This is a genomic window from Pseudomonas taiwanensis DSM 21245, from assembly GCF_000425785.1.
Lineage (GTDB): Bacteria > Pseudomonadota > Gammaproteobacteria > Pseudomonadales > Pseudomonadaceae > Aquipseudomonas > Aquipseudomonas taiwanensis.
In genome coordinates this window covers 179910-205031 of the sequence record NZ_AUEC01000005.1, presented here as the reverse complement: position 1 = coordinate 205031, position 25122 = coordinate 179910, and the positions used below count along the sequence as shown (strand labels likewise).

The following is a 25122-nucleotide window of genomic DNA, read 5'->3' as shown; positions in this document are numbered from 1 at the left end:
ATCCTGTGGGCTATAGGTCGCGGTGGCGGACCTGGACGTTTTTCAAAGATTGCTGGAGCAACTGGCCGAGACGTTCGGTCAGGTACACAGAGCGGTGGTGGCCACCGGTGCAACCAATGGCAATGGTGACGTAGGCGCGGTTGCTGGCGGCGAAGCGGGGTAACCACTTGAGCAGGTAGCTGGAGATATCGTTGAACATCTCTTCGACATCCGGCTGGGCAGCCAGGTAGTCGATAACCGGTTGATCGAGGCCGGAATGTTCGCGCAGCTCTGGCTTCCAGTAAGGATTAGGCAGGCAGCGCACATCGAACACCAGGTCGGCGTCGACCGGCATGCCGCGCTTGAAACCGAACGATTCGACCAGGAATGCCGTTCCAGGTTCAGGCTGGTTGAGCAGGCGCAGCTTGATCGAGTCGCGTAGTTGGTACAGGTTGAGGTTGGTGGTGTCGATCTTGAGGTCGGCCAGGTCGGAAATCGGCCCTAGCAGCTCGCTTTCGACACGGATCGCCTCGGCCAGCGAACGGTTGGCATTGGTCAGCGGATGGCGTCGCCGGGTCTCCGAGAAGCGTTTGAGCAGCGTTTCTTCATCAGCGTCCAGAAACAGGACATCGCACTGGATGTGCCTGCCACGAGCTTCTTCGAGCAACTCGGGAAACCGCGTCAGGTGGCTGGGCAGGTTGCGGGCATCGATGGAGACAGCAACCTTGGGCTGCTGCAACTCGGTGTTGATCAGCGCGTTCTCCGCCAACTGCGGCAGCAGCCCGGCGGGGAGGTTGTCGATGCAGTAGTAGCCGTTGTCTTCCAGCACATCAAGGGCGGTACTCTTGCCCGAACCGGAGCGGCCGCTGACGATGATCAGGCGCATGTTCAGTGCTCGTTCTGTACGTCCAGGACTACCTGGAACAGGGCCTCGCTGCTGTCGGCGGCACGCAGGCGATCGCGGACCTCCTTGCGATCGAGCATGCTGGCGATCTGGCGCAGCAGTTCAAGGTGGGCATCGGTGGCCGCTTCGGGGACCAGCAGGACGAACAGCAGGTCTACCGGTGCGCCATCAATGGCGTCGTAGTCGATAGGGGCATCCAGATGCAGCAGTGCGCTGACAGGTGCCGTGCAGCCTTCGAGTCGGCAGTGGGGGATGGCAATACCGTTGCCGAAACCGGTCGAGCCGAGCTTTTCACGACCGACCAGTTTTTCGAAGACGTCTTGCATCTCCAGTTCTGGAACTTGTTCGGCAATCAGTGTGGCGACCTTCTCGAGGGCGCGCTTTTTACTGCCTCCCGGCACGTTCACGAGGGAACGGCCGGGGGTCAGGATGGTTTCAAGTCGGATCATGGATGAGGGGGATCAGCGGGCGGCTGCACCTTGCAGCAGGCTTTGCTGTTTTTCCTTGTGTTTTTTCAGTTGGCGGTCGAGCTTGTCGGCCATGGCGTCGATCGCTGCATACATGTCTTCGTGTTCCGCGTTTGCGACCACTTCGCCACCAGGAATCTGCAGGGTCGCTTCGACCTTCTGTTGCAGCTTCTCGACTTTCAGGATGACCTGCACGTTGGTGATCTTGTCGAAGTGACCCTCCACGCGCTTAAGCTTTTGCTCTACGTATTCGCGCAGAGGGGAGGTGACTTCTACATGGTGTCCACTGATGTTGACTTGCATACAGCTTCTCCTTTGTTGCCCGTGCATAAAGAGGCAGGTATTGCACCTGCCCCGCAAACGCTGTGGCACATTCAGGGGCTACATCAGTCGCTTGCGCTCGCTCGACGGCGCGATGCCGAGGGACTCGCGGTACTTGGCGACGGTGCGACGGGCTACCTGAATGCCTTGTGCCTCCAGTAAACCAGCGATCTTGCTGTCACTCAATGGCTTTTTCTGATTTTCCGCCGCAACCAGTTTCTTGATGATCGCGCGGATCGCCGTAGACGAGCATTCTCCGCCTTCGGAGGTGCTCACATGGCTGGAGAAAAAGTATTTCAGTTCGTAGATGCCGCGCGGCGTGTGCATGTATTTCTGGGTGGTTACCCGGGAAATGGTCGACTCGTGCATGCCCACCGCTTCGGCGATGTCGTGCAGGACCAACGGCTTCATCGCTTCGTCGCCGTGGTCGAGGAAACCGCGCTGGTGTTCGACGATCTGGGTGGCGACCTTCATCAGGGTCTCATTGCGGCTTTGCAGGCTCTTGATGAACCAGCGCGCCTCTTGCAGCTGATTGCGCATGAAGGTGTTGTCGGCGCTGGTGTCGGCACGGCGGACGAAACCGGCATACTGCGGATTGACCCGCAGCCGTGGGATCGCCTCCTGGTTCAGCTCGACCAGCCAGCGGTCGTTGTCCTTGCGCACGATCACGTCGGGGACCACATACTCCGGCTCACTGGATTCGATCTGCGAGCCCGGTCGTGGGTTGAGGCTCTGTACCAGTTCGATGACCTGGCGCAGTTCGTCTTCCTTGAGCTTCATGCGGCGCATCAGCTGGCTGTAGTCGCGGCTGCCGAGCAGGTCGATGAAATCGACCACCAGGCGCTTGGCTTCGCTCATCCACGGTGTGCTGGCGGGCAGTTGGCGCAGTTGCAGCAGCAGGCACTCGCCAAGATTGCGAGCGCCCACCCCGGCAGGCTCGAATTGCTGGATGCGGTGCAGGACGGCTTCGACCTCGTCCAGCTCGATGTCCAGCTCTGGGTCGAAGCCCTCGCAGATTTCTTCGAGGGTATCCTCGAGGTAGCCCTGGTCGTTGATGCTGTCGATCAGGGTCACGGCGATCAGGCGGTCGGTGTCGGACATCGGCGCCAGGTTCAGTTGCCACAGCAGGTGGCTCTGCAGGCTCTCGCCCGCGGAGGTGCGGGTGGTGAAGTCCCACTCGTCATCATCGTTGCTGGGCAGGCTGCTGGCACTGGTCTGGTAGATATCTTCCCACGCGGTGTCGACGGGAAGCTCGTTGGGAATGCGCTCGTTCCACTCACCGTCTTCCAGGTTCTCGGCGCTTGGTGCGCTTTCCTGGAAACTGTTGTCCTGAACTTCGGCGACCGGTTTGTTCTCGGCGTTGTCCGCCATCGGGTCGCTGTTGTCGAAGTCGTCGCCGTCTTCCTGACGTTCGAGCATCGGATTGGACTCCAGCGCTTCCTGGATTTCCTGCTGGAGGTCCAGGGTAGAGAGCTGAAGCAGGCGGATGGCCTGTTGCAACTGCGGTGTCATCGTCAGTTGCTGGCCCATTTTTAGGACGAGCGATGGTTTCATGGCTGGGGCTAAATACCTTGTTCGCCGGCGCGCATGCGCCATCCACTACACGAGGGCGCCGGAGCGCCAAATCAAGCAAGTTTTATGCCTTAAATTGTAGCGTTTGCCTAGAGCGCTGTAACAACTTAAGCCTCGATGAGGCGGGATTGCCAGTGCTCCAGGCGCGCCGGGGTCAGAGTCGGAACTCGTGACCCAGGTAAACTTCCTTGACCAGATCGTTGGCCAGGATGGTCTCGGCATCGCCCTCGGCGATCAGTCGACCATCGTTGACGATGTACGCGGTTTCGCAGATGTCCAGGGTCTCGCGGACGTTGTGGTCGGTGATCAGTACACCGATGCCCTTGGCCTTGAGGTGGTGGATGATCTGCTTGATGTCGCCTACGGAAATCGGGTCGACACCGGCGAAAGGTTCGTCCAGCAGGATGAACTTCGGCGCGGTCGCCAGGGCCCGGGCGATTTCCACGCGGCGACGCTCGCCGCCGGACAGGCTCATGCCGAGGTTGTCGCGGATGTGGCTGATGTGGAATTCCTGCAGCAGGCTTTCCAGCTCCTTGCGACGGCCATCGCGGTCCAGGTCCTTGCGGGTCTCGAGAATCGCCATGATGTTGTCGGCCACCGACAGCTTGCGGAAGATCGAGGCCTCCTGGGGCAGGTAACCGATACCGGCGCGGGCGCGACCGTGCATCGGCTGGTGGCTGACATCGAGGTTGTCGATGAGCACGCGGCCCTGGTCGGCCTGGACCAGGCCTACGATCATGTAGAAGCACGTGGTCTTGCCGGCGCCGTTGGGGCCGAGCAGACCGACGATCTGGCCGCTGTCGATCGACAGGCTGACGTCGCGTACGACTTGCCGCCCCTTGTAGCTCTTGGCCAGGTGCTGGGCTTTGAGGGTTGCCATTTACTCGGCCTTCTTCTTCGGCTGGATCACCATGTCGATACGCTGACGCGGTGCAGTCACGTTGCCACCTCGGCCCGCGGTCGCAACCTGGGTCTTGGTGTTGTAGACGATCTTCTCGCCTTCGGTGGTGTTGCCTTCGTTCTCGACCTTGGCGCGGTCGGTGAGGATCACCATGTCTTTCTGCGCCTGGTACTGAATGGTCACGGCCCAGCCTTTCATCTTGTCGGGCTTGGCGGCGCTCTGCTGCTGCTCGAAGTAGGCCAGGTTGCCAACCGAAGTCACCACGTCGATGTCGCCCGACTGGGCGCGAGTGATGGTCACGGTGTTGCCTTTGATCATCATCGAACCTTGGGTGATGATCACATCGCCGGTGTAGGTCGCCACGCCTTGCTTGTCGTCCAGGTGAGCGTTGTCGGCCTGGATGCGGATCGGCTGGTCACGGTCGTTCGGCAGGGCGAAGGCGCTCGCGCTTCCCAGTGCTGCGCTCAGGCTGAGCAAAAGGGGGAGGGTTTTAACGAGCCTCATACTGTCCTCTTACGTTAGAGAGCAGGTCCATCCTGCCTTCTTTCAAATACGCTTTCATTCCTTTGCCCGTAGTTGTGCCACCGGCGCCGTCGATTCTAACGGCTTGCTCGGTCTGCGCATATTGCTTCTGCGGGAACACGGTCATGCGTGAGCTGGTAATGATGGTTTCGCGCTGCTTCTCGTCGGTACGGGCAACGCGAACCTGGTCGATCAGTTCGACCTCGGTGCCATCCGGGTTGACCTCGGCGCGCGCGCTCTGCACGTGCCAGGGGAACTCGGTGCCGCGGTACAGGTGCAGGTCAGGCTTGGTCACCAGGGTGACTTCGCTGGCGGTCAGGTGCTCGACCTTGTCGGCGGTCATTTCGTACTGCAGCTTGCCGTCGGGCAGAAACTGCAGGCTATGGGCATTGATCGCATAGTAGTCGATCGCGCTCTCGTCCACCTGGGCCGCAGGCTTGTCGAGGAAACTCTCCGGGCTGACGTTCCAGTAGCCGATTGCCACCAGCAGGGCGGCAATGACCGCGAGCAGCGCGATGGTGCGGGCTTTCTTGCTGAACATGGGCGGCTCTACAGGTAATTTGCGTTGGCAGCGTCCAGGGTGCCCTGGGCCTGCATGATCAGTTCACAGAACTCGCGGGCGGCGCCTTCGCCGCCGCGTGCCTGGGTCACGCCATGGGCGTGCTGGCGAACGAACGGTGCGGCGCTGGCCACCGCCATGCCCAGGCCCACCCGGCGAATCACGGGGAGGTCGGGCAGGTCGTCGCCCAGGTAGGCGACCTGTTCATAGCTTAGGCCCAGTTCGGCGAGCAGGCCGTCGAGCACCACCAGTTTGTCTTCCCGGCCTTGGTACAGGTGCGGGATGCCCAGGTTCCTGGCCCGACGCTCGACCACTGGCGTCTTGCGTCCGCTGATGATGGCCGTGGTCACGCCCGTGGCCATGAGCATCTTGATGCCCTGGCCATCGAGGGTGTTGAAGGTCTTGAACTCACTGCCGTCTTCGAGGAAGTACAGGCGGCCGTCGGTGAGGACGCCGTCGACGTCGAAGACGGCCAGCTTGATGGCCTTGCCGCGTTGCGTGAGGTCTTGGTTCATGTCCATGCTCTCCTTACATGACCCCGGCGCGCAGCAGGTCGTGCATGTTCAGGGCGCCGGTCGGGCGGTCGTTCTGGTCGACTACCACCAGTGCACTGATCTTGTGGTCTTCCATGATTTTCAGGGCTTCGGCGGCCAGCATTTCGGCGCGAGCGGTCTTGCCATGCACGGTCATCACCTGGTCGATCAGGGTGGTGTGCACGTCGATGTTGCGATCCAGGCTGCGGCGCAGGTCGCCGTCGGTGAAGATCCCGGCCAGCTTGCCATCCGGCTCGAGGATCACGGTCATGCCCAGGCCTTTGCGCGACATTTCCAGCAGCGCGTCCTTGAGCAGGGTGCCACGCTGGACCTTCGGCAGGTCATCGCCCGAGTGCATCACGTTCTCGACTTTCAGCAGCAGGCGACGGCCCAAGGCGCCACCGGGGTGCGAGAAGGCGAAATCCTCGGCGGTGAAACCGCGGGCTTCGAGCAGCGCGATGGCCAAGGCATCGCCCAGCACCAGTGCGGCGGTGGTCGAGGATGTGGGCGCCAGGTTCAGCGGGCAGGCTTCCTGGGCGACGCTGGCGTCGAGGTTGACCTCGGCGGCCTGCGCCAGGGGCGAGTCCGGGTTACCGGTGAGGCTGATCATCTGGATGCCCAGGCGCTTGATCAACGGCAGCAGGGTAATGATTTCGGCGGTGCTGCCGGAGTTGGACAGGGCGAGAATGACATCGTCGCGGGTGATCATGCCCATGTCGCCATGGCTGGCTTCGGCAGGGTGCACGAAAAATGCCGGCGTGCCGGTGCTGGCCAAGGTGGCGGCGATCTTGTTGCCGATGTGCCCCGACTTGCCCATGCCGACCACGACGACCCGGCCCTTGCTCGCCAGGATCAGTTCGCAAGCCTTGACGAAATTGGCGTCGATGCGGGCCATCAGGCTCTGGACGGCTTCGAGTTCAAGGCGCAGGGTGCGCTGGGCGGATTGGATCAGCTCGCTGGATTGGCTCATGTTCGGAAAGCAATGCCTGATGAAAAGGCGGCGATTATAGCCGCAATGGAAGAAACCCTCATCCTTTCCATCGTCCTATCGAATGTCATGAAAGTCTGTCCCTGGGCTGAACGAGTCAAGGCATGGCCTTGGGGCAGCCCTGTCAGCGGTGATATAGTTTCCCGCTATTCGGCCCGCCAGGGGCGCTTGTGCCTTCAAGAAGGGGGCCGGCGTCCATTAGGACGAGGTTGCACTAGCAAGGAGTCTAGATGAGTGTGGATAGCGCCTACGCGGTCGAGTTGAAGGGCGTCACCTTCAAGCGCGGTTCGCGCAGCATTTTCAGCAATGTCGACATACGCATTCCGCGCGGCAAGGTCACCGGCATCATGGGGCCATCGGGTTGCGGCAAGACCACATTGCTGCGCCTGATGGGCGCGCAGTTGCGTCCTTCCAGTGGAGAAGTCTGGGTGGCCGGGCAGAACCTGCCTACGCTGTCCCGAAGCGACCTGTTCGATGCGCGCAAGCAAATGGGGGTGCTGTTCCAGAGCGGCGCCTTGTTCACCGACCTCGACGTGTTCGAGAATGTCGCATTCCCGCTGCGTGTGCATACCCAGCTGTCCGACGAAATGATTCGTGACATCGTGTTGATGAAGCTTCAGGCCGTCGGCCTGCGCGGCGCCATCGACCTGATGCCGGACGAACTGTCGGGTGGCATGAAGCGCCGCGTGGCGCTGGCCCGCGCGATTGCGCTGGATCCGCAGATCCTGATGTACGACGAGCCCTTCGTCGGCCAGGACCCAATCGCCATGGGCGTATTGGTGCGGCTGATCCGCCTGCTCAACGATGCGCTGGGTATCACCAGCATCGTCGTTTCCCACGATCTGGCCGAAACCGCCAGCATCGCTGACTACATCTATGTGGTCGGTGATGGGCAGGTACTGGGGCAGGGCACTCCGGACGAACTGATGGGCTCCGACAATCCACGCATCCGCCAGTTCATGAAGGGTGACCCGGACGGTCCGGTGCCATTCCACTTTCCCGCGCCTGACTACCGCGCCGATCTGCTGGGGGCGCGTTGATGCGCAGAAAATCCTTACTCGAACGTATCCGTCTGTTCGGTCGCTCGGCGATCGACGTGCTGGCGGTGCTGGGGCGTTCCTGCCTGTTCCTGTTCCACGCACTGGTAGGGCGTGGGGGTATCGGTGGCGGCTTCCAGCTGCTGACCAAGCAGTTGTATTCGGTCGGCGTGCTGTCGCTGGCGATCATCGTCGTTTCCGGTGTGTTCATCGGCATGGTGCTGGCGCTGCAGGGCTACAGCATCCTGACCAAGTACGGTTCCGAGCAGGCGGTGGGGCAGATGGTCGCGCTGACCTTGCTGCGTGAGCTCGGCCCGGTGGTGACTGCGCTGCTGTTCGCCGGTCGCGCAGGCTCGGCGCTGACCGCCGAAATCGGCAACATGAAGTCCACCGAGCAACTGTCGAGCCTGGAAATGATCGGTGTCGACCCGCTCAAGTACATCGTCGCGCCGCGCCTGTGGGCCGGCTTCATCTCGTTGCCGATGCTGGCGTTGATCTTCAGCGTGGTCGGTATCTGGGGTGGGTCCTGGGTCGCCGTCGACTGGCTGGGTGTCTACGAGGGCTCGTTCTGGGCCAACATGCAGAACAGTGTTTCCTTTACCGACGACGTGCTCAACGGGCTGATCAAGAGCCTGGTGTTCGCCTTCGTCGTCACCTGGATCGCCGTATTCCAGGGGTACGACTGTGAGCCCACCTCAGAAGGGATCAGCCGTGCCACCACCAAGACCGTGGTCTATGCCTCGCTGGCTGTCCTGGGTCTGGACTTTATTCTGACCGCCTTGATGTTTGGAGATTTCTGATGCAAAACCGCACCCTGGAAATCGGTGTCGGCCTGTTCCTTCTGGCCGGGATCCTGGCGCTGCTGCTGCTGGCCCTGCGTGTCAGCGGGTTGTCGGCCAGCCCGAGCAGCGATACCTATAAAGTTTATGCCTACTTCGACAATATCGCCGGTTTGAGTGTCAGAGCTAAGGTGACCATGGCCGGGGTAACCATCGGCAAGGTCACCGCCATCGACCTGGACCGTGATTCCTACACCGGTCGGGTGACGCTGCAGCTGGACAAGAATGTCGACAACCTGCCTGTCGACTCCACTGCGTCGATCCTGACCGCTGGTCTGCTTGGCGAGAAGTACATCGGCATCAGCGTGGGCGGTGAGGAAGACGTGCTCAAGGATGGCGCCACCATCCATGACACCCAGTCCGCACTGGTGCTCGAAGATCTGATTGGCAAGTTCCTGCTCAACTCCGTTGGCAAGGAACCGAAAGAAGCGCAACCGGCTAATTAAGGAGTTTCCATGATTTCGATTCTGCGACGTGGCCTGCTGGTCCTGCTGGCGGCCTTCCCCCTGCTGACCTTCGCTGCGCAGTCGCCGCGTGACGTGGTTCAAGGCACTACCACCGAGCTATTGAGCGACCTCAAGGCCAACAAAGAACAGTACAAGACCAACCCGAATGCCTTCTACGATGCGCTCAACCGCATCCTGGGCCCGGTGGTGGACGCTGACGGCATCTCCAAAAGCATCATGACCGTCAAGTATTCGCGCAAGGCCACGCCGGAGCAAATGCAGCGCTTCCAGGAGAACTTCAAGCGCAGCCTGATGCAGTTCTATGGCAATGCACTGCTTGAGTACAACAACCAAGGCATCACCGTCGACCCGGCCAAGCCTGATGATGGCAAGCGCGCCAGCGTCGGCATGAAGGTCACCGGCAACAACGGTGCCGTGTACCCCGTGCAGTACACCCTGGAGAACCTTGGCGGCGAGTGGAAAGTACGTAACGTCATCGTCAACGGCATCAACATCGGCAAGCTGTTCCGCGACCAGTTCGCCGACGCCATGCAGCGCAACGGCAACGACCTGGACAAGACCATCAATGGCTGGGCCGGTGAAGTGGCCAAGGCCAAGGAGGCCGCCGACAACTCTCCTGACAAGGAAGTGAAATGAGCGAGACCGGCGTGAGCATGGCCGAGCCTGGCGTTCTGCGCCTGGCTGGGGTGCTGGATTACCGCAGCGGCCCGGCTTTGCGCAAGCAGGGCCAGGCGCTGATCGCGGCATGTCGCGAAACGCACGTGGTGTTGGATTGCACGGCGGTCAGCAAGTCTTCCAGTGTCGGTCTGTCGCTGCTGCTGGGCTTCATGCGCGATGCCCAGGCCGGCGGCAAACGCTGGGAAGTGCGCGGCATGCCCGACGACATGCGCGAAATTGCCGGCGTCTACGATCTGGATGAGGTGCTGGCGAGCTGAACGCTCGTCGGTGAAGGTGGGCCCCTCGGTCAGCACATGCCCTTTATGGGCTTCGCAGGCGAGGGGCTTTTTTGTATGATGGCCGACCCGCGCGCATCGGGCGCCGATTGAGGTTGAGCATGCAGGCCGTAGAAGTTAAAAGCTTCCTTGAAGAGAAATTGCCGGGATCCCGGGTCGAAGTTGAAGGCGAAGGCTGCAACTTCCAGTTGAACGTGATCAGCGATGAGTTGGCTGGCCTGAGCCCGGTCAAGCGTCAGCAGGCGATCTATGCTCACCTGAATCCCTGGATCGCCAATGGCAGCATCCATGCGGTAACCATGAAATTTTTCAGCAGCGCAGCCTGGGCTGAGCGCACCTGAGCCAACTTGGCGGCGAGATTCCAATGGACAAACTGATTATTACTGGCGGCGCTCGTCTCGACGGCGAGATCCGCATTTCGGGCGCGAAGAACGCGGCCCTGCCGATTCTGTCGGCCACCCTGCTGGCCGATGGCCCGGTGACCGTGGGCAACCTGCCACACCTGCACGACATCACCACCATGATCGAGCTGTTCGGTCGCATGGGCATCGAGCCTGTGATCGACGAAAAGCTGTCGGTCGAGATCGATCCACGCACCATCAAGACCCTGGTAGCGCCCTACGAGCTGGTCAAGACCATGCGGGCGTCGATCCTCGTGCTTGGCCCGATGGTCGCCCGCTTCGGTGAGGCCGAAGTCGCCCTGCCGGGCGGTTGCGCCATCGGTTCGCGTCCGGTGGACCTGCACATCCGTGGCCTGGAGGCCATGGGCGCGAAAATCGAAGTCGAAGGCGGCTATATCAAGGCCAAGGCGCCAGAAGGCGGCCTGCGTGGCGCACACTTCTTCTTCGATACCGTCAGCGTGACCGGTACCGAAAACATCATGATGGCCGCTGCCCTGGCCAAGGGCCGCAGCGTGCTGCAGAACGCCGCGCGTGAGCCTGAGGTGGTCGACCTGGCCAACTTCATCAATGCCATGGGCGGCAAGATCCAGGGCGCCGGTACCGATACCATCACCATCGATGGCGTCGAGCGCCTGGGTTCGGCCAACTACCGCGTCATGCCCGACCGTATCGAAACCGGTACCTACCTGGTCGCTGCTGCCGTGACCGGTGGTCGCGTCAAGGTCAAGGACACCGATCCGACCATCCTTGAAGCGGTGCTGGAAAAGCTCAAGGAAGCCGGCGCCGACATCACCACCGGTGAAGACTGGATCGAGCTGGACATGCACGGCAAGCGGCCGAAAGCCGTGAACCTGCGTACCGCGCCATACCCAGCGTTCCCGACCGACATGCAGGCGCAGTTCATCTCGCTCAATGCCATTGCCGAGGGCACCGGCGCCGTGATCGAGACGATCTTCGAGAACCGCTTCATGCACGTGTACGAAATGCACCGCATGGGCGCGCAGATCCAGGTCGAAGGCAACACCGCCATCGTCACCGGCGTACCTGTACTCAAGGGCGCCCCGGTCATGGCCACCGACCTGCGTGCATCGGCCAGCCTGGTGCTGTCGGCGCTGGTCGCCGAAGGCGATACCCTGATCGACCGCATCTACCACATCGACCGTGGTTACGAGTGCATCGAAGAAAAACTGCAGATGCTCGGCGCGAAAATCCGCCGCGTACCGGGCTAGTCGCCCGCTGGCGCAGGGACGCGCCATTCGAATTGAATGCGGTCGGGCGAAACACGCCCGGCCGGCAGTAGCCGCTTAAGGACCGACGTTCCAATGCTGACCATCGCGCTTTCCAAAGGCCGTATTCTCGACGATACCCTGCCGTTGCTGGCCGAGGCCGGTATCGTGCCGACCGAGAATCCGGACAAGAGCCGCAAGCTGATCATTCCCACCACGCAGGACGATGTGCGCCTGCTGATCGTGCGTGCCACCGACGTGCCGACCTATGTCGAGCATGGCGCCGCCGACCTGGGCGTGGCCGGCAAGGACGTGCTGATGGAGTACGGCGGCCAGGGCCTGTACGAGCCGCTGGACCTGCAGATTGCCCGCTGCAAGCTGATGACCGCGGGTGTCGTCGGTGCGCCGGAGCCCAAGGGGCGCCTGCGTGTGGCCACCAAGTTCGTCAACGTAGCCAAGCGTTACTACGCCGAACAGGGCCGTCAGGTCGACATCATCAAGCTGTACGGCTCCATGGAGCTGGCGCCGCTGATCAACCTGGCCGACAAGATCATCGACGTGGTCGACACCGGTAACACCCTGCGCGCCAACGGCCTGGAGCCTCAGGAACTGATCGCCACGATCAGCTCGCGCCTGGTCGTCAACAAAGCCTCCATGAAGATGCAGCACGCCCGCATCCAGAGCTTGATCGACACCCTGCGCCAAGCCGTCGAATCGCGACACCGCGGCTGACTTCTGCGCGCGACCTCCGCTGTCGCGCCCGTCTATCCGCGTCATAGCCATTTTTCTCGGGTGCCCGCGCGGATGGACTGGTAGCCTAGGGCGCCTGAGCATTCGCTAACAATCGAGGCCCTCGCCATGACCGTGTCCACTGCAATTGCCCGTCTCAACGCTGCTGATCCGGATTTCGCCCGACATCTGGATCATCTGCTGAGCTGGGAAAGCGTGTCCGATGATGCGGTCAACCAGCGTGTGCTCGACATCATCAAGGCCGTGCGCGAACGCGGCGATGCGGCGCTGGTGGAGTTCACCCAGCGCTTCGATGGTGTGGATGCCAAGCGCATCGACGACCTGATTCTCGGCCGTGAACGCCTCGAACTGGCGTTGACCCGCATTACTCCCGCCCAGCGCGAAGCCCTGGAGAAGGCCGCCAGCCGCGTGCGCCTTTACCATGAACGGCAGAAACAGGACTCCTGGCAGTACACGGAGGCCGATGGCACGGTGCTTGGCCAGAAAGTGACCCCGCTGGACCGCGCCGGCCTGTATGTACCCGGAGGCAAGGCGTCCTATCCATCCTCGGTGCTGATGAACGCCATCCCGGCCAAGGTCGCAGGCGTGGGCGAGGTGGTGATGGTGGTACCGACCCCGCGTGGCGAGGTCAATGAGCTGGTCCTGGCAGCCGCGTGCATCGCGGGTGTCGACCGGGTCTTCACCGTCGGGGGGGCCCAGGCGGTCGCGGCCCTGGCCTATGGCACCGAAAGCGTGCCGCAGGTGGACAAGATCGTCGGTCCGGGCAACATCTACGTGGCCACCGCCAAGCGTCATGTGTTCGGCCAGGTGGGCATCGACATGATCGCCGGCCCGTCGGAGATTCTCGTGGTGTGCGACGGCCAGACCGACCCGGACTGGATCGCCATGGACCTGTTCTCCCAGGCCGAGCACGACGAAGACGCCCAGGCCATCCTGGTCAGCCCGGATGCCGCCTTCCTCGATCGTGTTGCCGCTAGCATCGACAAGCTGATGCCGACCATGGAGCGCGCCGAGATCATCGAGAAGTCGATCAATGGCCGCGGTGCCTTGGTCCAGGTGCGCGACATGCAGCAGGCCATCGAAGTGGCCAACCGCATCGCCCCAGAGCACCTGGAACTGTCGGTCGCCGACCCCCAGGCATGGCTGCCACAGATCCGCCACGCTGGCGCGATCTTCATGGGTCGTCACACCAGCGAAGCGCTGGGCGATTACTGCGCCGGCCCCAACCACGTGTTGCCCACCTCCGGCACCGCCCGCTTTTCCTCGCCGCTGGGCGTTTATGACTTCCAGAAGCGTTCGTCGATCATCTTCTGCTCCGAGCAGGGCGCATCCGAGCTGGGGCGAACCGCCTCGGTCCTGGCCCGTGGCGAGTCGCTGACCGCCCACGCCCGCAGCGCTGAATACCGTATCCTGACCCAAGACAAGGGGAACTGAGCATGAGTCGATTCTGGAGCCCCTTCGTCAAGGACCTGGTGCCTTACGTCCCGGGCGAGCAGCCTAAGCTGGCCAGACTGGTCAAGCTGAACACCAACGAGAACCCCTACGGTCCGTCGCCCAAGGCACTGGAAGCCATGCGCGGTGAACTCAGCGACAACTTGCGTCTGTACCCGGATCCGAACAGTGACCGGCTCAAGCAGGCGGTCGCCGATTACTACGCCGTGACGCCGCAGCAGGTGTTCGTCGGCAACGGCTCGGACGAGGTGCTGGCGCACATTTTCCACGGCCTGTTCCAGCACGGCGCGCCGTTGCTGTTCCCGGATGTCAGCTACAGCTTCTACCCCGTGTACTGCGGCCTGTACGGCATCGCGTTCGAACAGGTGCCGCTGGATGAGCAGTTCCAGATTCGCGTCGCGGACTATGCCAAGCCCAATGCCGGCATCATCTTCCCCAACCCCAATGCGCCGACCGGCTGCCTGATGCCGCTTGAGCAGGTCGAGCAACTGCTGCAGGCCAACCGTGATTCGGTGGTCGTGGTCGATGAGGCCTACATCGATTTCGGTGGCGAAACCGCGATCAAGCTGGTGGACCGCTACGACAACCTGCTGGTGACCCAGACCCTGTCGAAGTCGCGCTCGTTGGCCGGTTTGCGCGTGGGCCTGGCTGTGGGGCACCCGGACCTGATCGAGGCCTTGGAGCGGATCAAGAACAGTTTCAACTCCTATCCCCTCGACCGCATGGCCATCGTTGGCGCGGCTGCGGCCTTCGAGGACCGGGCTTACTTCGAGGAAACCTGCCGCAAGGTGATCGACAGCCGCCAGGCACTGGTCGAACAACTTACGGCCAAGGGCTTCGAAGTGCTGCCGTCGGCCGCCAACTTCATCTTCGCCCGCCACCCGCAGCAGGATGCGGCGCAGTTGGCGGCGCGGCTGCGTGAGCAGGGCGTGATCGTGCGTCATTTCAAGCAGGCGCGCATTGCCCAGTTCCTGCGCATCACCATCGGCACGCCGGAAATGAACCAGGCGTTGCTCGATGCGCTGAATTGAGCCGGTAGTCCACTCGCCGGCAAGCCAGCTCCCGCAGGCACTGTGCTGATCTCCAAGGTCGGTACGGTTTCTGTGGGAGCCGGCTTGCCGGCGTTTGCTTTCAAGGGGCAATGGTCGGCTTGTTGCGCACAGCCACCGGTATTCCATCCAGCACCAGGACGTAGTCGTTGGCCTGGCGCATGCCTTGCGGGTCGATCCATTGCTGAACGCTCGCCTGTACGTGAGCGGCCAATTGGCCATTGCGGTAGATGACAACCATCTGCTGTGATGAACTGTTCCACAGCAGCTTGGACTCACTTTCCCTTACCCTTGCCTTGCGCACTCCCGTGTCGCCCAGCAACGGCGTGCCATCGAGTTTCCAGTCGGGTAGCACGTCGAGCCCCATGTGCCGCAGCACCGTGGGCACCACCGACGTTTGAGCGGCAAAGCTGTACAGATTGTTCGGCCCGGGGTGGTCTTGCGCAGTGCTGGGCTCGGTCAGTTCTTCGTTCAGCGGTTTGTTGCTGGCGATGAACACGGTCTTTTCCTGCTCGCTCACGCCGCCGTGACCCGTGCCCCAATAGTCCCGGCCATGGTCGGTGCTGACGACCACCAGCCAATCTTCCAGCGGATGCTTGTGGCGTCGCTCGTCCAGTTTGTCCAGCAGGCGGCCCAGACGGCTGTCCGCATTCTGCAGGGCCTGCTGGTAGCGGGCGCCGAAGCCGTGGTCGTGACCGACCTGGTCAGGCTCATCCAGCTGGATGAAAGTGAAATCCGCCGGAGTGCTGTCGAGGATTGCCAGGGTACGCTCGATAACTTGCTCGTCGGTCAACCCGCTTTCGCGCACATCGTTGCCCTGGGCATCTTCCAGCAGGAACGCGGTGTTGATGGGCGACCAGTTCACAATGCTGGAAAGGTAGGCGTGGGGCAGGGCCTGTCTGAGCCGTCGGAACAGGCTTGGGTAGCCCGGGTCGAGCCTCTGTGACGGCTCGTTGGACACCACGCCGTGCTTGCTCGCCCAGACGCCGGTCAGCAGTGTCATCCATCCTGGGCCACTGAGGGTTGCCTGCTCGCTCGCACGGCCAGTGATGCCTCCGCTATACGCCTTGCCGTAGTGCAGACGCCGCTTGAGGTTGGTGTCTTCTCCCAGTTGCTCGTAACGCTGCAACTGGACACCGTCCAGGCCAACGATCAGCGTCTTGGGTTGAGCGGCCTTTGGCGACAGGTCGCAGCCGGCCAAAAGCAGGCACAGAAGCAGGGGCCATCGGTGAAACGGCATCGGTACATGTCCTCCAGCGCAACGCGCCAAGCGTTGCAACAACGCGGGCTGACCACAACTGGCAAAAATGCCAGGTGGTTTGCTGTTGCTGGCGCCTTGCTTTAAGCTTTCGAAAATTCATCGGATGATTGGTTGAGTAACATGAGCAGTGAATTGTCCAAGCGCTCGCTGGTCGAGCTGGCGGTCGAGCGCATGCGTGAGCGGATCCTCCAGGGTGACTGGCAGGTCGGCCAGCGCTTGCCGACCGAGCCCGAGCTCGCCCTGGAGCTGGGCATCAGCCGCAACACCGTGCGTGAAGCCATGCGCGTCCTGGCATTCAGTGGCCTGGTGGAAATCCGCCAGGGCGATGGCAGCTACCTGCGCACGGCCCAGGACCCATTGCAGGCCGTGCTGGCCATGTCGCGCTGCACGCCTGAACAAGCCCGCGAAACGCGGCACATCCTGGAGACCGAAGCCATCGGCCTGGCAGCCTTGCGCCGTACCGAAGCGGATGTGCAGGGGCTGCGTGAGGCATTGGAAGACAGCGGTAAGCACTTTCACGGCGACATCGATGCCTATGTGAACTGCGACCTGGTGTTTCACCAGCGGCTGGTGGATGCCGCGCACAACCCGTCGCTGAGCGAGCTGTATCGCTATTTCTCCGGTGTGGTGGCGGCTGCGCTGCAACGCAACATGAGCACGGTGCCGCGCTCCCAGGTGACCTTCGATCTGCACGGAGAGATTCTCCAGGCCGTCGAGCAGCGTGATCCTGAGCGGGCCAAGCGCTTGAGCCGAACCCTCATTGAATCCTGATATCGAGAAGGCCATGGCCGAACCAATGACCCGAAATACTTCCGACGGCGAGCGGGAGTTCGATGAACTGCTGATCGACGCTGAAGCCAACGACGCGCAAGTACAACAGCAACCGGTGGCGCTGGCGCGCCCGTGGCTGCTGTTGCTCGGGCTGGTACTGGTGGCGCTGAACCTGCGTCCCGCGTTGTCGAGCATGGCGCCTGTGCTGGGGCAGGTCTCTGCAGGCCTGGGCTTGACGGGCTCCGAGGCCGGGCTGCTGACCACGTTGCCAGTCCTCTGTCTTGGCCTGTTCGCACCCCTGGCACCGATTCTGGCGCGTCGTTTTGGTGGCGAGCGCGTGATTCTCGGTATCCTGTTCACCCTGGCCCTGGGCATTCTGGTGCGCAGCACCCTGGGGGTTGCGGGTGTCTTCCTGGGCAGCCTGATGGCCGGTGCGAGCATCGGCATCATTGGTGTTCTGCTACCGGGCATCGTCAAGCGAGACTTCCCGCGGCATGCCGGCACGCTGACCGGTGTCTATACCATGGCGCTATGCCTCGGTGCTGCGATGGCGGCGGGTGCCACGGTACCTTTGGCCACGCGCTTCGACGGTAGCTGGGCAATGGGGCTCGGGTTCTGGTTGGTGCCGGCATTGTTGGCGATGCTGGTGTGGTTGCCCCAGGCGCGCCAAGGACATGGCCTGCACAAGGTCGCCTATCGCGTGCGTGGGCTGTGGCGTGATCCGCTGGCCTGGCAGGTCACGCTGTACATGGGGTTGCAGTCGTCGTTGGCGTATATCGTCTTCGGCTGGTTGCCGTCGATTCTGATCGGGCGCGGCTTGAGCCCGACAGAGGCGGGGTTGGTGTTGTCCGGTTCGGTGATCCTGCAGCTGGTCAGTTCGCTCAGTGCACCTTGGCTGGCGACCAGGGGCAAAGACCAGCGCCTGGCGATCGTGATTGTCATGCTGCTCACCCTGGCCGGCTTGTTCGGTTGCCTGTATGCGCCGCTTTCCGGCCTCTGGGGGTGGGCGGTGGTGTTGGGGCTGGGCCAGGGCGGCACCTTCGCCCTGGCACTGACCTTGATCGTACTGCGCTCTGGGGATGCGCACGTAGCTGCCAACCTGTCCAGCATGGCCCAGGGGGTCGGCTACACGCTGGCCTCCATGGGGCCTTTCGCCGTGGGGGTGGTCCATGACTTGACGGGAGGCTGGGCGGCTGTGGGTTGGATCTTCGCCGTTCTGGGTATCGGTGCCCTCGTGTTCGGGCTTGGGGCGGGTCGGGCTGAGCATGTGCAGGTAACCTGCGAAAAAGTGTGAGGTGGGCGGCTGCACTGCGCCTGTGGCCGGCAAGTTGGCGCTGGCAGCGGTGGTTGCTGGCGATGGGTATTCATGGCGCAAATGGGCATGGCGTTGCAGGCGCTGGCGGATTATCGTGCAGCCTTCGCCCCCTCCAAGATGGACCTGAGCCCATGAGCGACGCCAACCGTGACCTGATCAACCGCTTCTACCAGGCCTTCCAGCGCCTGGACGCCGAGGCCATGGTGGCGTGCTACAGCGACGATATCGTCTTCAGCGACCCGGTGTTCGGCATGCTGCGTGGCGACGACGCAGGTGACATGTGGCGCATGCTCACCACCCGCGCCAAAGACTTTTCGCTGACCTTCGACCAGGTCCAGGCCAACCATGACAGCGGCTGCGCGCACTGGGTGGCTACCTACCTGTTCAGTCAGACCGGGCGCGTCGTGATCAACGATATCCAGGCCCGCTTCGTGATTCGTGATGGGCTGATCTGCCAGCATGACGACAGCTTCGACCTGTGGCGCTGGTCGCGTCAGGCGTTGGGTCTGCCAGGTGTGCTGCTGGGCTGGTCACCCATGCTACAGAACAAGGTACGTCAACAAGCGTTCAAAGGGCTGCGTGCGTTCCAGCAAGCGCGCTGAGCGGGTAAGCTGTCGGCTTTATCCTCAGTGCGAAGCCTCGTGAGCGAAGTCGTCGAAAACACCACCGGCAAACCCTGGTACGTCTACCTGGTACGCGCCGCCAATGGCTCTTTGTACTGCGGCATCAGTGATGACCCGCAGCGGCGGTTCATCGCGCATCAGAAGGGGCAGGGCGCCCGCTATTTCAAGACCAGCCCGGCCCAGGCGCTGGTCTACGTCGAACAGTGGCCGGACAAAGGCGAGGCGCTGCGCCAGGAGCGGCTGGTGAAGAAACTGCGCAAGTCGGCGAAGGAGGCGTTGGTAGCCTCCTATGGCGCCGGTATCGCCTGAGAAGTTGGGGCCCTTGACTGGCCCGGCCCTGTCAGTCCTTGCGTCGCTTGAGCTGATCGACCAGCTGCGTTGGCAGGCCCTTGATGATCAAGGTTCCGGCCGCCTCGTCATACTCCACCTTGTCTCCCAGCAAATGCGCCTCGAAGCTGATCGACAGCCCCTCGGCGCGACCCGTGAAGCGGCGGAACTGATTGAGGGTGCGCTTATCGGCCGGAATCTCCGGCGAGAGCCCGTAGTCCTTGTTGCGAATGTGATCGTAGAACGCCTTGGGGCGGTCCTCGTCGATCAGGCTGGACAGCTCTTCCAGTGTGACAGGTTCGCCGAGCTTGGTTTGCGTGGTGGCGTACTCGACCAGCGTCTGGGTCTTCTCGCGTGCGGATTCCTCAGGCAGGTCTTCGCTCTCGACGAAATCGCTGAATGCCTTGAGCAGGGTGCGGGTTTCCCCTGGGCCGTCGACCCCTTCCTGGCAGCCGATGAAATCACGGAAGTAATCCGAAACCTTCTTCCCATTCTTGCCCTTGATGAACGAGATGTACTGTTTGGAATTCTGGTTGTTCTTCCACTCGGACAGGTTGATGCGGGCGGCAAGGTGCAGTTGGCCCAGGTCCAGGTGGCGTGAAGGGGTAACATCCAGCTCGGCGTTCACCGCCACGCCTTCACTGTGGTGCAGCAGGGCGATGGCCAGGTACTCGGTCATGCCTTGCTGGTAGTGGGCGAAGAGGATGTGCCCTCCAGTGGAGAGGTTGGATTCTTCCATCAGTTTTTGCAGGTGTTCGACTGCCACCCGGCTGAAGGCGGTGAAGTCTTTCTCGCCATCGAGGTACTGCTTCAACCAGCCGCTGAGCGGATAGGCGCCGGACTCGCCGTGGAAGAAGCCCCAGGCTTTGCCTTGCTTGGCGTTGTAGCTGTCGTTGAGGTCGGCCAGCAGGTTTTCGATGGCGTCCGATGCGCCAAGCTCGCTATCACGTGCATGGAGCACGGCGGGGCTGCCATCGGGCTTCTTGTCGATCAGGTGAACGATGCAATGACGGATTGGCATGGAATTCTCGAATGGGGTTGGGCGGTGCATGGCCGCGCTGCAAAGTCGCCAAGTTTACCTGAGTGAACCGGTGATGCAGTGGCCAGATGTTGGCGTAAATGCCTGTTGTTCGTTTTTTGTTCAATTTTGTGCGTTTTCGGGCTAAACCCCCGAAAAACCAGCACAAAATCAAAGTTGGCAGCGGATATTTATCCATTCCTGTGGTAGCTTTGCGCGGTCTTGCGCCCCCTGAAGTGGCGCATTGCTGGCAGTTGCTGGCGTCGTGTCGAACCAAACGCCGATTTTCGAATCTACATACGCGATTGGCGCGGCCCTCCAGTATTCAGGGGCTGGCCCGATAACGACGTAGCACGCTGCATAACCTCTGAATTTTTTAGGGAAGGAACACCATCATGGCATTGACCAAAGACCAACTGATTGCCGACATCGCCGAATCGATCGCCGCGCCAAAAGCCACCGCTAAAAACGCTCTGGAGCAACTGGGCCAGATCGTTGCTGACCAACTGGAAAACGGCGCTGAGATCACCCTGCCAGGCATCGGCAAGCTGAAAGTCTCCGAGCGTCCTGCCCGCACTGGCCGCAACCCTTCGACTGGCGCTGCCATCGAAATCGCTGCCAAGAAAGTCGTCAAGTTCGTTCCGGCCAAAGCCCTGACCGACGCCATCAACAAGTAATTGTCGATGTCTTGATGAAACCGCGCCCGGCTTGTCCGGGCGCGGTTTTTTCATGCCTGCGATTTACGCCGCGCATGCCAGGCCTGGCGCGCTGCGTCATCCTGGAAGCTCCAGGCGACCATGCGGCTCTGCTTCTGTCCCTGGCCCATCTCGACGATACGCACGGCCTTGGTTCCGACCTTCTTCAGGGCGGCCTCGATGCCAGGCAGGTTGCTGGCCTTGGACACCAGGCTGGTGAACCACAGCACTCGCTCGGCGTATTGCGCGCTTTCCTCGACCAGCTGGGTGACGAAGCGGATCTCGCCGCCCTCGCACCATAGCTCGTTGTTCTGTCCGCCGAAGTTCAGCACAGGCAACCTACGCTGGGGATCCTGCTTGCCCAGGTTCTTCCATTTGCGCTGGCTGCCACGGGTGGCTTCGTCGCGTGAAGCGTGAAAAGGTGGGTTGCACAGGGTCAGGTCGAAGCGTTCGTCCTCTTGCAGCAGGCCGCTGAGGATGCGCTTGCGGTTGGCCTGCTGACGCAGGGCGATTGCCTTGCTCAGGCCATTGGCCTGGACGATGGCCTTGGCCGAGGCCAGGGCCACGGGGTCGATGTCCGAACCCAGGAAGCGCCAGCGATAGTCGCTGTGGCCCAGCAGGGGGTAGATGCAGTTGGCGCCGACGCCGATGTCCAGTGCGCGCACCTGGGCGCCCTTGGGGATGTCGCCGGCATTGTCCTCGGCCAGCAGGTCGGCGGCAACGTGGATGTAGTCGGCGCGGCCTGGAATCGGCGGGCACAGGTAGTCGGCAGGGATATCCCAGTGCTGGATGCCGTACTGTGCCTTGAGCAGGGCGCGGTTGAACACCCGCACGGCTTCGGGGTTGGCGAAGTCGATGCTGGGTTTGCCGTAGGGGTTGGTGATGGTGAAACGGGCCAGGTCAGGGTGGGCCTTGATCAGGCTGGGGAAGTCATAGCGGCCCTGGTGGCGGTTGCGCGGGTGCAGGGTGGGTTTGTTCGGGGTCATGCTCGGGTCCGGTGTTGCTTGCGCTGGCCAGAGGGCCGCTGTGCGGCCCATTCACGGCCAAGGCCGCTCCCACAGGATAGTGGTGCTACTTCAAGGCAGCCTCATTCCTGTGGGAGCGGCCTTGGCCGCGAACGAGGGCGAAGCCCTCGCCGGTCAGATCAGCAATGTCAGGTTACAGCGCTGCAATCCGCGCATGCTGCTCGGTGAAGTTGGCCAGGGCCTGCTCGGACTCGGCCAGCTTGGCGCGCTCCTTCTCGATCACTGCAGGCGGTGCCTTGTCGACGAAGGCGGCATTGGACAGCTTGCCACCCACACGGGCCACTTCGCCTTGTAGACGCTGGATCTCCTTGTTCAGGCGAGCCAGTTCGGCGTCCTTGTCGATCAGGCCGGCCATCGGTACCAGCACCTGCAGGTCACCCACCAGCGCGGTGGCCGACAGCGGGGCTTCGTCCTGCTCACCGAGAACGGTGAACGACTCGACCTTGGCCAGCTTCTTCAGCAGTGCTTCGTTTTCCTGCAGGCGACGTTGATCGTCGGCATTGGCGTTCTTGAGGAACAGCGGCAGCGGCTTGCCAGGACCGATGTTCATCTCGGCGCGGATGTTGCGCAGGCCGACCATCAGCTGTTGCAGCCACTCGATATCGCCTTCGGCGGCGACGTCGATGCGTTCTTCGTTCGCCACCGGCCAGGGTTGCAGCATGATGGTCTTGCCTTGGATGCCTGCCAGCGGCGCGATGCGCTGCCAGATCTCTTCGGTGATGAACGGCATGAACGGGTGGGCCAGGCGCAGGGCCACTTCCAGCACGCGAACCAGAGTACGGCGAGTGCCACGGGCACGCTCGACCGGGGCGTTCTCGTCCCACAGCACGGGCTTGGACAGCTCCAGGTACCAGTCGCAGTACTGGTTCCAGATGAACTCGTACAGGGCTTGGCTGGCCAAGTCGAAACGGAACTGCTCGAGTTGGCGAGTCACTTCGGCTTCGGTGCGCTGCAGCTGCGAGATGATCCAGCGGTCGGCCAGCGACAGCTCGACGGCTTCGCCGTTCTGGCCGCAGTCCTCGCCTTTGTCCAGCACGTAGCGGGCGGCGTTCCAGATTTTGTTGCAGAAGTTGCGGTAGCCCTCGACGCGGCCCATGTCGAACTTGATGTCACGACCGGTGGAAGCCAGCGAGCAGAAGGTGAAACGCAGGGCGTCGGTACCGTAGCTGGCGATGCCTTCCGGGAACTCGGCCTTGGTCTGCTTGGCGATTTTCTCGGCCAGCTTGGGTTGCATCATGCCGCTGGTGCGTTTTTCCAGCAGGGCGTCGAGGGTGATGCCGTCGACGATGTCCAGCGGGTCCAGCACGTTGCCCTTGGACTTGGACATCTTCTGGCCCTGGCCGTCACGCACTAAACCGTGCACGTAGACGGTCTTGAACGGTACCTGCGGGGTGCCGTCTTCGTTCTTGATCAGGTGCATGGTCAGCATGATCATGCGCGCAACCCAGAAGAAGATGATGTCGAAGCCAGTGACCAGCACGTCCGTGGAGTGGAAGGTCTTCAGGAACTCGGTCTGCTCCGGCCAGCCCAGGGTGGAGAAGGTCCACAGGCCCGAGCTGAACCAGGTGTCGAGCACGTCGTCGTCCTGGCGCAGCACCACGTCGGCGCCGAGGTTGTGCTTGGCACGGACTTCTTCTTCGTTGCGGCCGACGTAGACCTGGCCAGTCTCGTCGTACCAGGCTGGGATGCGGTGGCCCCACCACAGCTGGCGGCTGATGCACCAGTCCTGGATATCGCGCATCCACGAGAAGTACATGTTCTCGTACTGCTTGGGCACGAACTGGATACGGCCATCTTCGACCGCGGCGATGGCAGGTTCTGCCAGCGGCTTGGTGGAAACGTACCACTGGTCGGTCAGCCATGGCTCGATGACGGTGCCCGAACGGTCGCCTTTCGGCACTTTCAGGGCATGGTCATCGATGCTCACCAGCAGGCCTTGGGCGTCCAGGTCGGCGACGATCTGCTTACGCGCGACGAAACGGTCCAGGTTGGCGTACTGGGCAGGCAGGCGGGTGTCGATCTGCTCGTTGACGGAGCCGTCGAGGTTGAAGGCCTGGGCGCTTGCCAGCACCATGGCGTTCTTGTCGAAGATGTTGAGCAGCGGCAGGTTGTGGCGCTTGCCGACTTCGTAGTCGTTGAAGTCATGGGCCGGGGTGATCTTCACGCAGCCGGTGCCGAATTCCGGGTCGCAGTAGTCGTCGGCGATGATCGGAATGCGACGACCGACCAACGGCAGTTCGACGAACTTGCCGATCAGCGCCTGATAGCGCTCGTCGTTCGGGTTGACGGCAACCGCCACGTCGCCCAGCAGGGTTTCCGGACGGGTGGTGGCAACGACCAGGTGGTCCTTGCCTTCAGCGGTTTTGGCGCCGTCGGCCAGCGGGTAGCGCAGGTTCCACAGGTGGCCTTTCTCGTCGTGGTTTTCGACTTCCAGGTCGGAGATGGCGGTGTGCAGCTTGGTGTCCCAGTTGACCAGGCGCTTGCCGCGATAGATCAGGCCGTCTTCGTGCAGGCGTACGAAGGCTTCCTTGACCGCTTCGGACAGGCCGTCATCCATGGTGAAGCGCTCGCGGCTCCAGTCCACGGACGAGCCCAGGCGGCGGATCTGACGGCTGATGTTGCCGCCGGACTGCTCTTTCCATTCCCAGACTTTCTCGAGGAAGGCTTCACGGCCCAGGTCATGACGGTTCTGGCCCTTGGCCTCGAGCTGGCGCTCGACCAGCATCTGGGTGGCGATACCGGCGTGGTCGGTACCTGGCTGCCACAGGGTGTTGCGGCCTTGCATACGGCGGAAACGGATCAGGGCGTCCATGATCGCGTTGTTGAAGCCGTGGCCCATGTGCAGGCTGCCCGTCACGTTCGGCGGCGGGATCATGATGGTGTAGGACTCGCCTGCACCTTGCGGGGCGAAATAGTTCTCGGACTCCCAGGTGTTGTACCAGGAAGTTTCGATGGCGTGCGGCTGGTAGGTCTTATCCATGCGCGGCGGGACCCTATGGCATTTATTCGGGAAAGCCGGGAAGTATAACCAAGGTGGGGGCCGCAAGCGACACGCCTCTGTCATCTGTTGGCGCGGCGATGCCTGCTTCGCAGGTAAACCCGCTCCCATCGGGACCGCGCAGGCGCCTGCCGGTGGGAGAGGGCTTACCCGCGAAGGGGCGCCGCGA

The 25122-nt window shown here is 62.2% G+C and carries 28 protein-coding genes; 15 read left to right on the top strand and 13 right to left on the bottom strand.

The window, feature by feature from the left end; genetic code table 11:
* Positions 1-10 precede the first annotated feature (10 nt).
* The 9 genes from rapZ to H620_RS0100910 all read right to left on the bottom strand — a co-directional run bounded on the left by rapZ (position 11) and on the right by H620_RS0100910 (position 6728).
* A complete protein-coding gene (gene rapZ / locus H620_RS0100950; protein ID WP_023382149.1) occupies positions 11-865 on the bottom strand; it encodes an RNase adapter RapZ in 855 nt (284 codons plus the stop codon).
* 2 nt (positions 866-867) lie between these two features.
* Positions 868-1332 carry a PTS IIA-like nitrogen regulatory protein PtsN gene (gene ptsN / locus H620_RS0100945; RefSeq protein WP_023382148.1) on the bottom strand — a complete coding sequence of 155 codons (465 nt, stop codon included), beginning with the start codon at positions 1330-1332 and terminating at the stop codon, positions 868-870.
* Between the two features lie 12 nt (positions 1333-1344).
* On the bottom strand, positions 1345-1653 hold the full coding sequence (gene hpf / locus H620_RS0100940; RefSeq protein WP_023382147.1) for a ribosome hibernation-promoting factor, HPF/YfiA family: 309 nt from the start codon (positions 1651-1653) through the stop codon (positions 1345-1347).
* A gap of 78 nt (positions 1654-1731) precedes the next feature.
* Positions 1732-3225, bottom strand: a complete 1494-nt coding sequence (locus tag H620_RS0100935; protein ID WP_023382146.1) for an RNA polymerase factor sigma-54 — start codon at positions 3223-3225, stop codon at positions 1732-1734.
* Positions 3226-3397: 172 nt separating this feature from the next.
* Complete coding sequence (gene lptB, locus H620_RS0100930; RefSeq protein ID WP_003257916.1) at positions 3398-4123, bottom strand: LPS export ABC transporter ATP-binding protein; 726 nt, start codon at positions 4121-4123, stop codon at positions 3398-3400.
* Complete coding sequence (gene lptA / locus H620_RS0100925) at positions 4124-4648, bottom strand: lipopolysaccharide transport periplasmic protein LptA (protein ID WP_023382145.1); 525 nt, start codon at positions 4646-4648, stop codon at positions 4124-4126.
* Entirely contained in the window at positions 4635-5207 is a 573-nt protein-coding gene (lptC, locus tag H620_RS0100920) for an LPS export ABC transporter periplasmic protein LptC (RefSeq protein ID WP_023382144.1), read from the bottom strand. Before lptC ends, lptA begins: the two co-directional genes overlap by 14 nt.
* A gap of 8 nt (positions 5208-5215) precedes the next feature.
* Complete coding sequence (locus H620_RS0100915) at positions 5216-5740, bottom strand: KdsC family phosphatase (RefSeq protein ID WP_027906582.1); 525 nt, start codon at positions 5738-5740, stop codon at positions 5216-5218.
* 13 nt (positions 5741-5753) lie between these two features.
* Entirely contained in the window at positions 5754-6728 is a 975-nt protein-coding gene (locus tag H620_RS0100910) for a KpsF/GutQ family sugar-phosphate isomerase (protein ID WP_023382142.1), read from the bottom strand.
* A 248-nt stretch (positions 6729-6976) separates the two neighbouring features.
* Between H620_RS0100910 and H620_RS0100905 the strand changes: the two genes are divergently transcribed.
* From H620_RS0100905 to hisC, 10 genes are all read left to right on the top strand, one after another.
* The gene (locus tag H620_RS0100905) at positions 6977-7786 is read left to right on the top strand and encodes an ATP-binding cassette domain-containing protein (RefSeq protein WP_012270662.1); all 810 of its coding nucleotides are present in this window, start codon (positions 6977-6979) and stop codon (positions 7784-7786) included.
* Positions 7786-8583 carry a lipid asymmetry maintenance ABC transporter permease subunit MlaE gene (mlaE, locus tag H620_RS0100900; RefSeq protein ID WP_023382141.1) on the top strand — a complete coding sequence of 266 codons (798 nt, stop codon included), beginning with the start codon at positions 7786-7788 and terminating at the stop codon, positions 8581-8583. Before H620_RS0100905 ends, mlaE begins: the two co-directional genes overlap by 1 nt.
* Complete coding sequence (gene mlaD / locus H620_RS0100895) at positions 8583-9068, top strand: outer membrane lipid asymmetry maintenance protein MlaD (protein ID WP_027906581.1); 486 nt, start codon at positions 8583-8585, stop codon at positions 9066-9068. Before mlaE ends, mlaD begins: the two co-directional genes overlap by 1 nt.
* Before the next feature lie 9 nt (positions 9069-9077).
* Positions 9078-9725 carry an MlaC/ttg2D family ABC transporter substrate-binding protein gene (locus H620_RS0100890; protein ID WP_023382139.1) on the top strand — a complete coding sequence of 216 codons (648 nt, stop codon included), beginning with the start codon at positions 9078-9080 and terminating at the stop codon, positions 9723-9725.
* Positions 9722-10024: an STAS domain-containing protein gene (locus tag H620_RS0100885; protein ID WP_023382138.1), complete on the top strand. Its 303-nt coding sequence runs from the start codon at positions 9722-9724 to the stop codon at positions 10022-10024. The genes H620_RS0100890 and H620_RS0100885 overlap by 4 nt, the downstream gene beginning before the upstream one ends.
* Before the next feature lie 119 nt (positions 10025-10143).
* Entirely contained in the window at positions 10144-10383 is a 240-nt protein-coding gene (locus H620_RS0100880; protein WP_003255121.1) for a BolA family protein, read from the top strand.
* 23 nt (positions 10384-10406) lie between these two features.
* The gene (murA, locus tag H620_RS0100875; RefSeq protein ID WP_023382135.1) at positions 10407-11672 is read left to right on the top strand and encodes a UDP-N-acetylglucosamine 1-carboxyvinyltransferase; all 1266 of its coding nucleotides are present in this window, start codon (positions 10407-10409) and stop codon (positions 11670-11672) included.
* A 93-nt stretch (positions 11673-11765) separates the two neighbouring features.
* Positions 11766-12401, top strand: coding sequence for an ATP phosphoribosyltransferase (gene hisG / locus H620_RS0100870; protein WP_023382134.1), 636 nt, complete (start codon positions 11766-11768; stop codon positions 12399-12401).
* Positions 12402-12527: 126 nt separating this feature from the next.
* The gene (gene hisD, locus H620_RS0100865; RefSeq protein ID WP_023382133.1) at positions 12528-13853 is read left to right on the top strand and encodes a histidinol dehydrogenase; all 1326 of its coding nucleotides are present in this window, start codon (positions 12528-12530) and stop codon (positions 13851-13853) included.
* A 2-nt stretch (positions 13854-13855) separates the two neighbouring features.
* Entirely contained in the window at positions 13856-14902 is a 1047-nt protein-coding gene (gene hisC / locus H620_RS0100860; protein WP_023382132.1) for a histidinol-phosphate transaminase, read from the top strand.
* A 100-nt stretch (positions 14903-15002) separates the two neighbouring features.
* On the opposite strand, the gene H620_RS0100855 is transcribed toward hisC, so the two are convergent.
* Positions 15003-16160 (bottom strand): alkaline phosphatase family protein, encoded by a 1158-nt coding sequence (locus tag H620_RS0100855; protein WP_027906580.1) that lies wholly within the window; start codon positions 16158-16160, stop codon positions 15003-15005.
* 141 nt (positions 16161-16301) lie between these two features.
* Between H620_RS0100855 and H620_RS0100850 the strand changes: the two genes are divergently transcribed.
* From H620_RS0100850 to H620_RS0100830, 4 genes are all read left to right on the top strand, one after another.
* Complete coding sequence (locus H620_RS0100850; RefSeq protein ID WP_023382130.1) at positions 16302-16952, top strand: FadR/GntR family transcriptional regulator; 651 nt, start codon at positions 16302-16304, stop codon at positions 16950-16952.
* 13 nt (positions 16953-16965) lie between these two features.
* On the top strand, positions 16966-18246 hold the full coding sequence (locus H620_RS0100845) for a CynX/NimT family MFS transporter (RefSeq protein WP_023382129.1): 1281 nt from the start codon (positions 16966-16968) through the stop codon (positions 18244-18246).
* 152 nt (positions 18247-18398) lie between these two features.
* On the top strand, positions 18399-18869 hold the full coding sequence (locus H620_RS0100835) for a nuclear transport factor 2 family protein (protein ID WP_023382128.1): 471 nt from the start codon (positions 18399-18401) through the stop codon (positions 18867-18869).
* A gap of 39 nt (positions 18870-18908) precedes the next feature.
* Positions 18909-19199, top strand: a complete 291-nt coding sequence (locus H620_RS0100830; RefSeq protein ID WP_023382127.1) for a GIY-YIG nuclease family protein — start codon at positions 18909-18911, stop codon at positions 19197-19199.
* Between the two features lie 31 nt (positions 19200-19230).
* Here H620_RS0100830 and yejK read toward each other — a convergent pair whose 3' ends face one another.
* Positions 19231-20238, bottom strand: coding sequence for a nucleoid-associated protein YejK (gene yejK, locus H620_RS0100825; protein ID WP_023382126.1), 1008 nt, complete (start codon positions 20236-20238; stop codon positions 19231-19233).
* A gap of 392 nt (positions 20239-20630) precedes the next feature.
* Here yejK and H620_RS0100820 point away from each other — a divergent pair, with 392 nt between their 5' ends.
* Positions 20631-20912, top strand: a complete 282-nt coding sequence (locus H620_RS0100820; protein WP_023382125.1) for an HU family DNA-binding protein — start codon at positions 20631-20633, stop codon at positions 20910-20912.
* Positions 20913-20962: 50 nt separating this feature from the next.
* Here the strand turns inward: H620_RS0100820 and rlmF are convergent, their stop codons facing one another.
* Complete coding sequence (gene rlmF, locus H620_RS0100815; protein WP_023382124.1) at positions 20963-21916, bottom strand: 23S rRNA (adenine(1618)-N(6))-methyltransferase RlmF; 954 nt, start codon at positions 21914-21916, stop codon at positions 20963-20965.
* Between the two features lie 172 nt (positions 21917-22088).
* Positions 22089-24935: a valine--tRNA ligase gene (locus H620_RS0100810; RefSeq protein ID WP_023382123.1), complete on the bottom strand. Its 2847-nt coding sequence runs from the start codon at positions 24933-24935 to the stop codon at positions 22089-22091.
* Positions 24936-25122 lie beyond the last annotated feature (187 nt).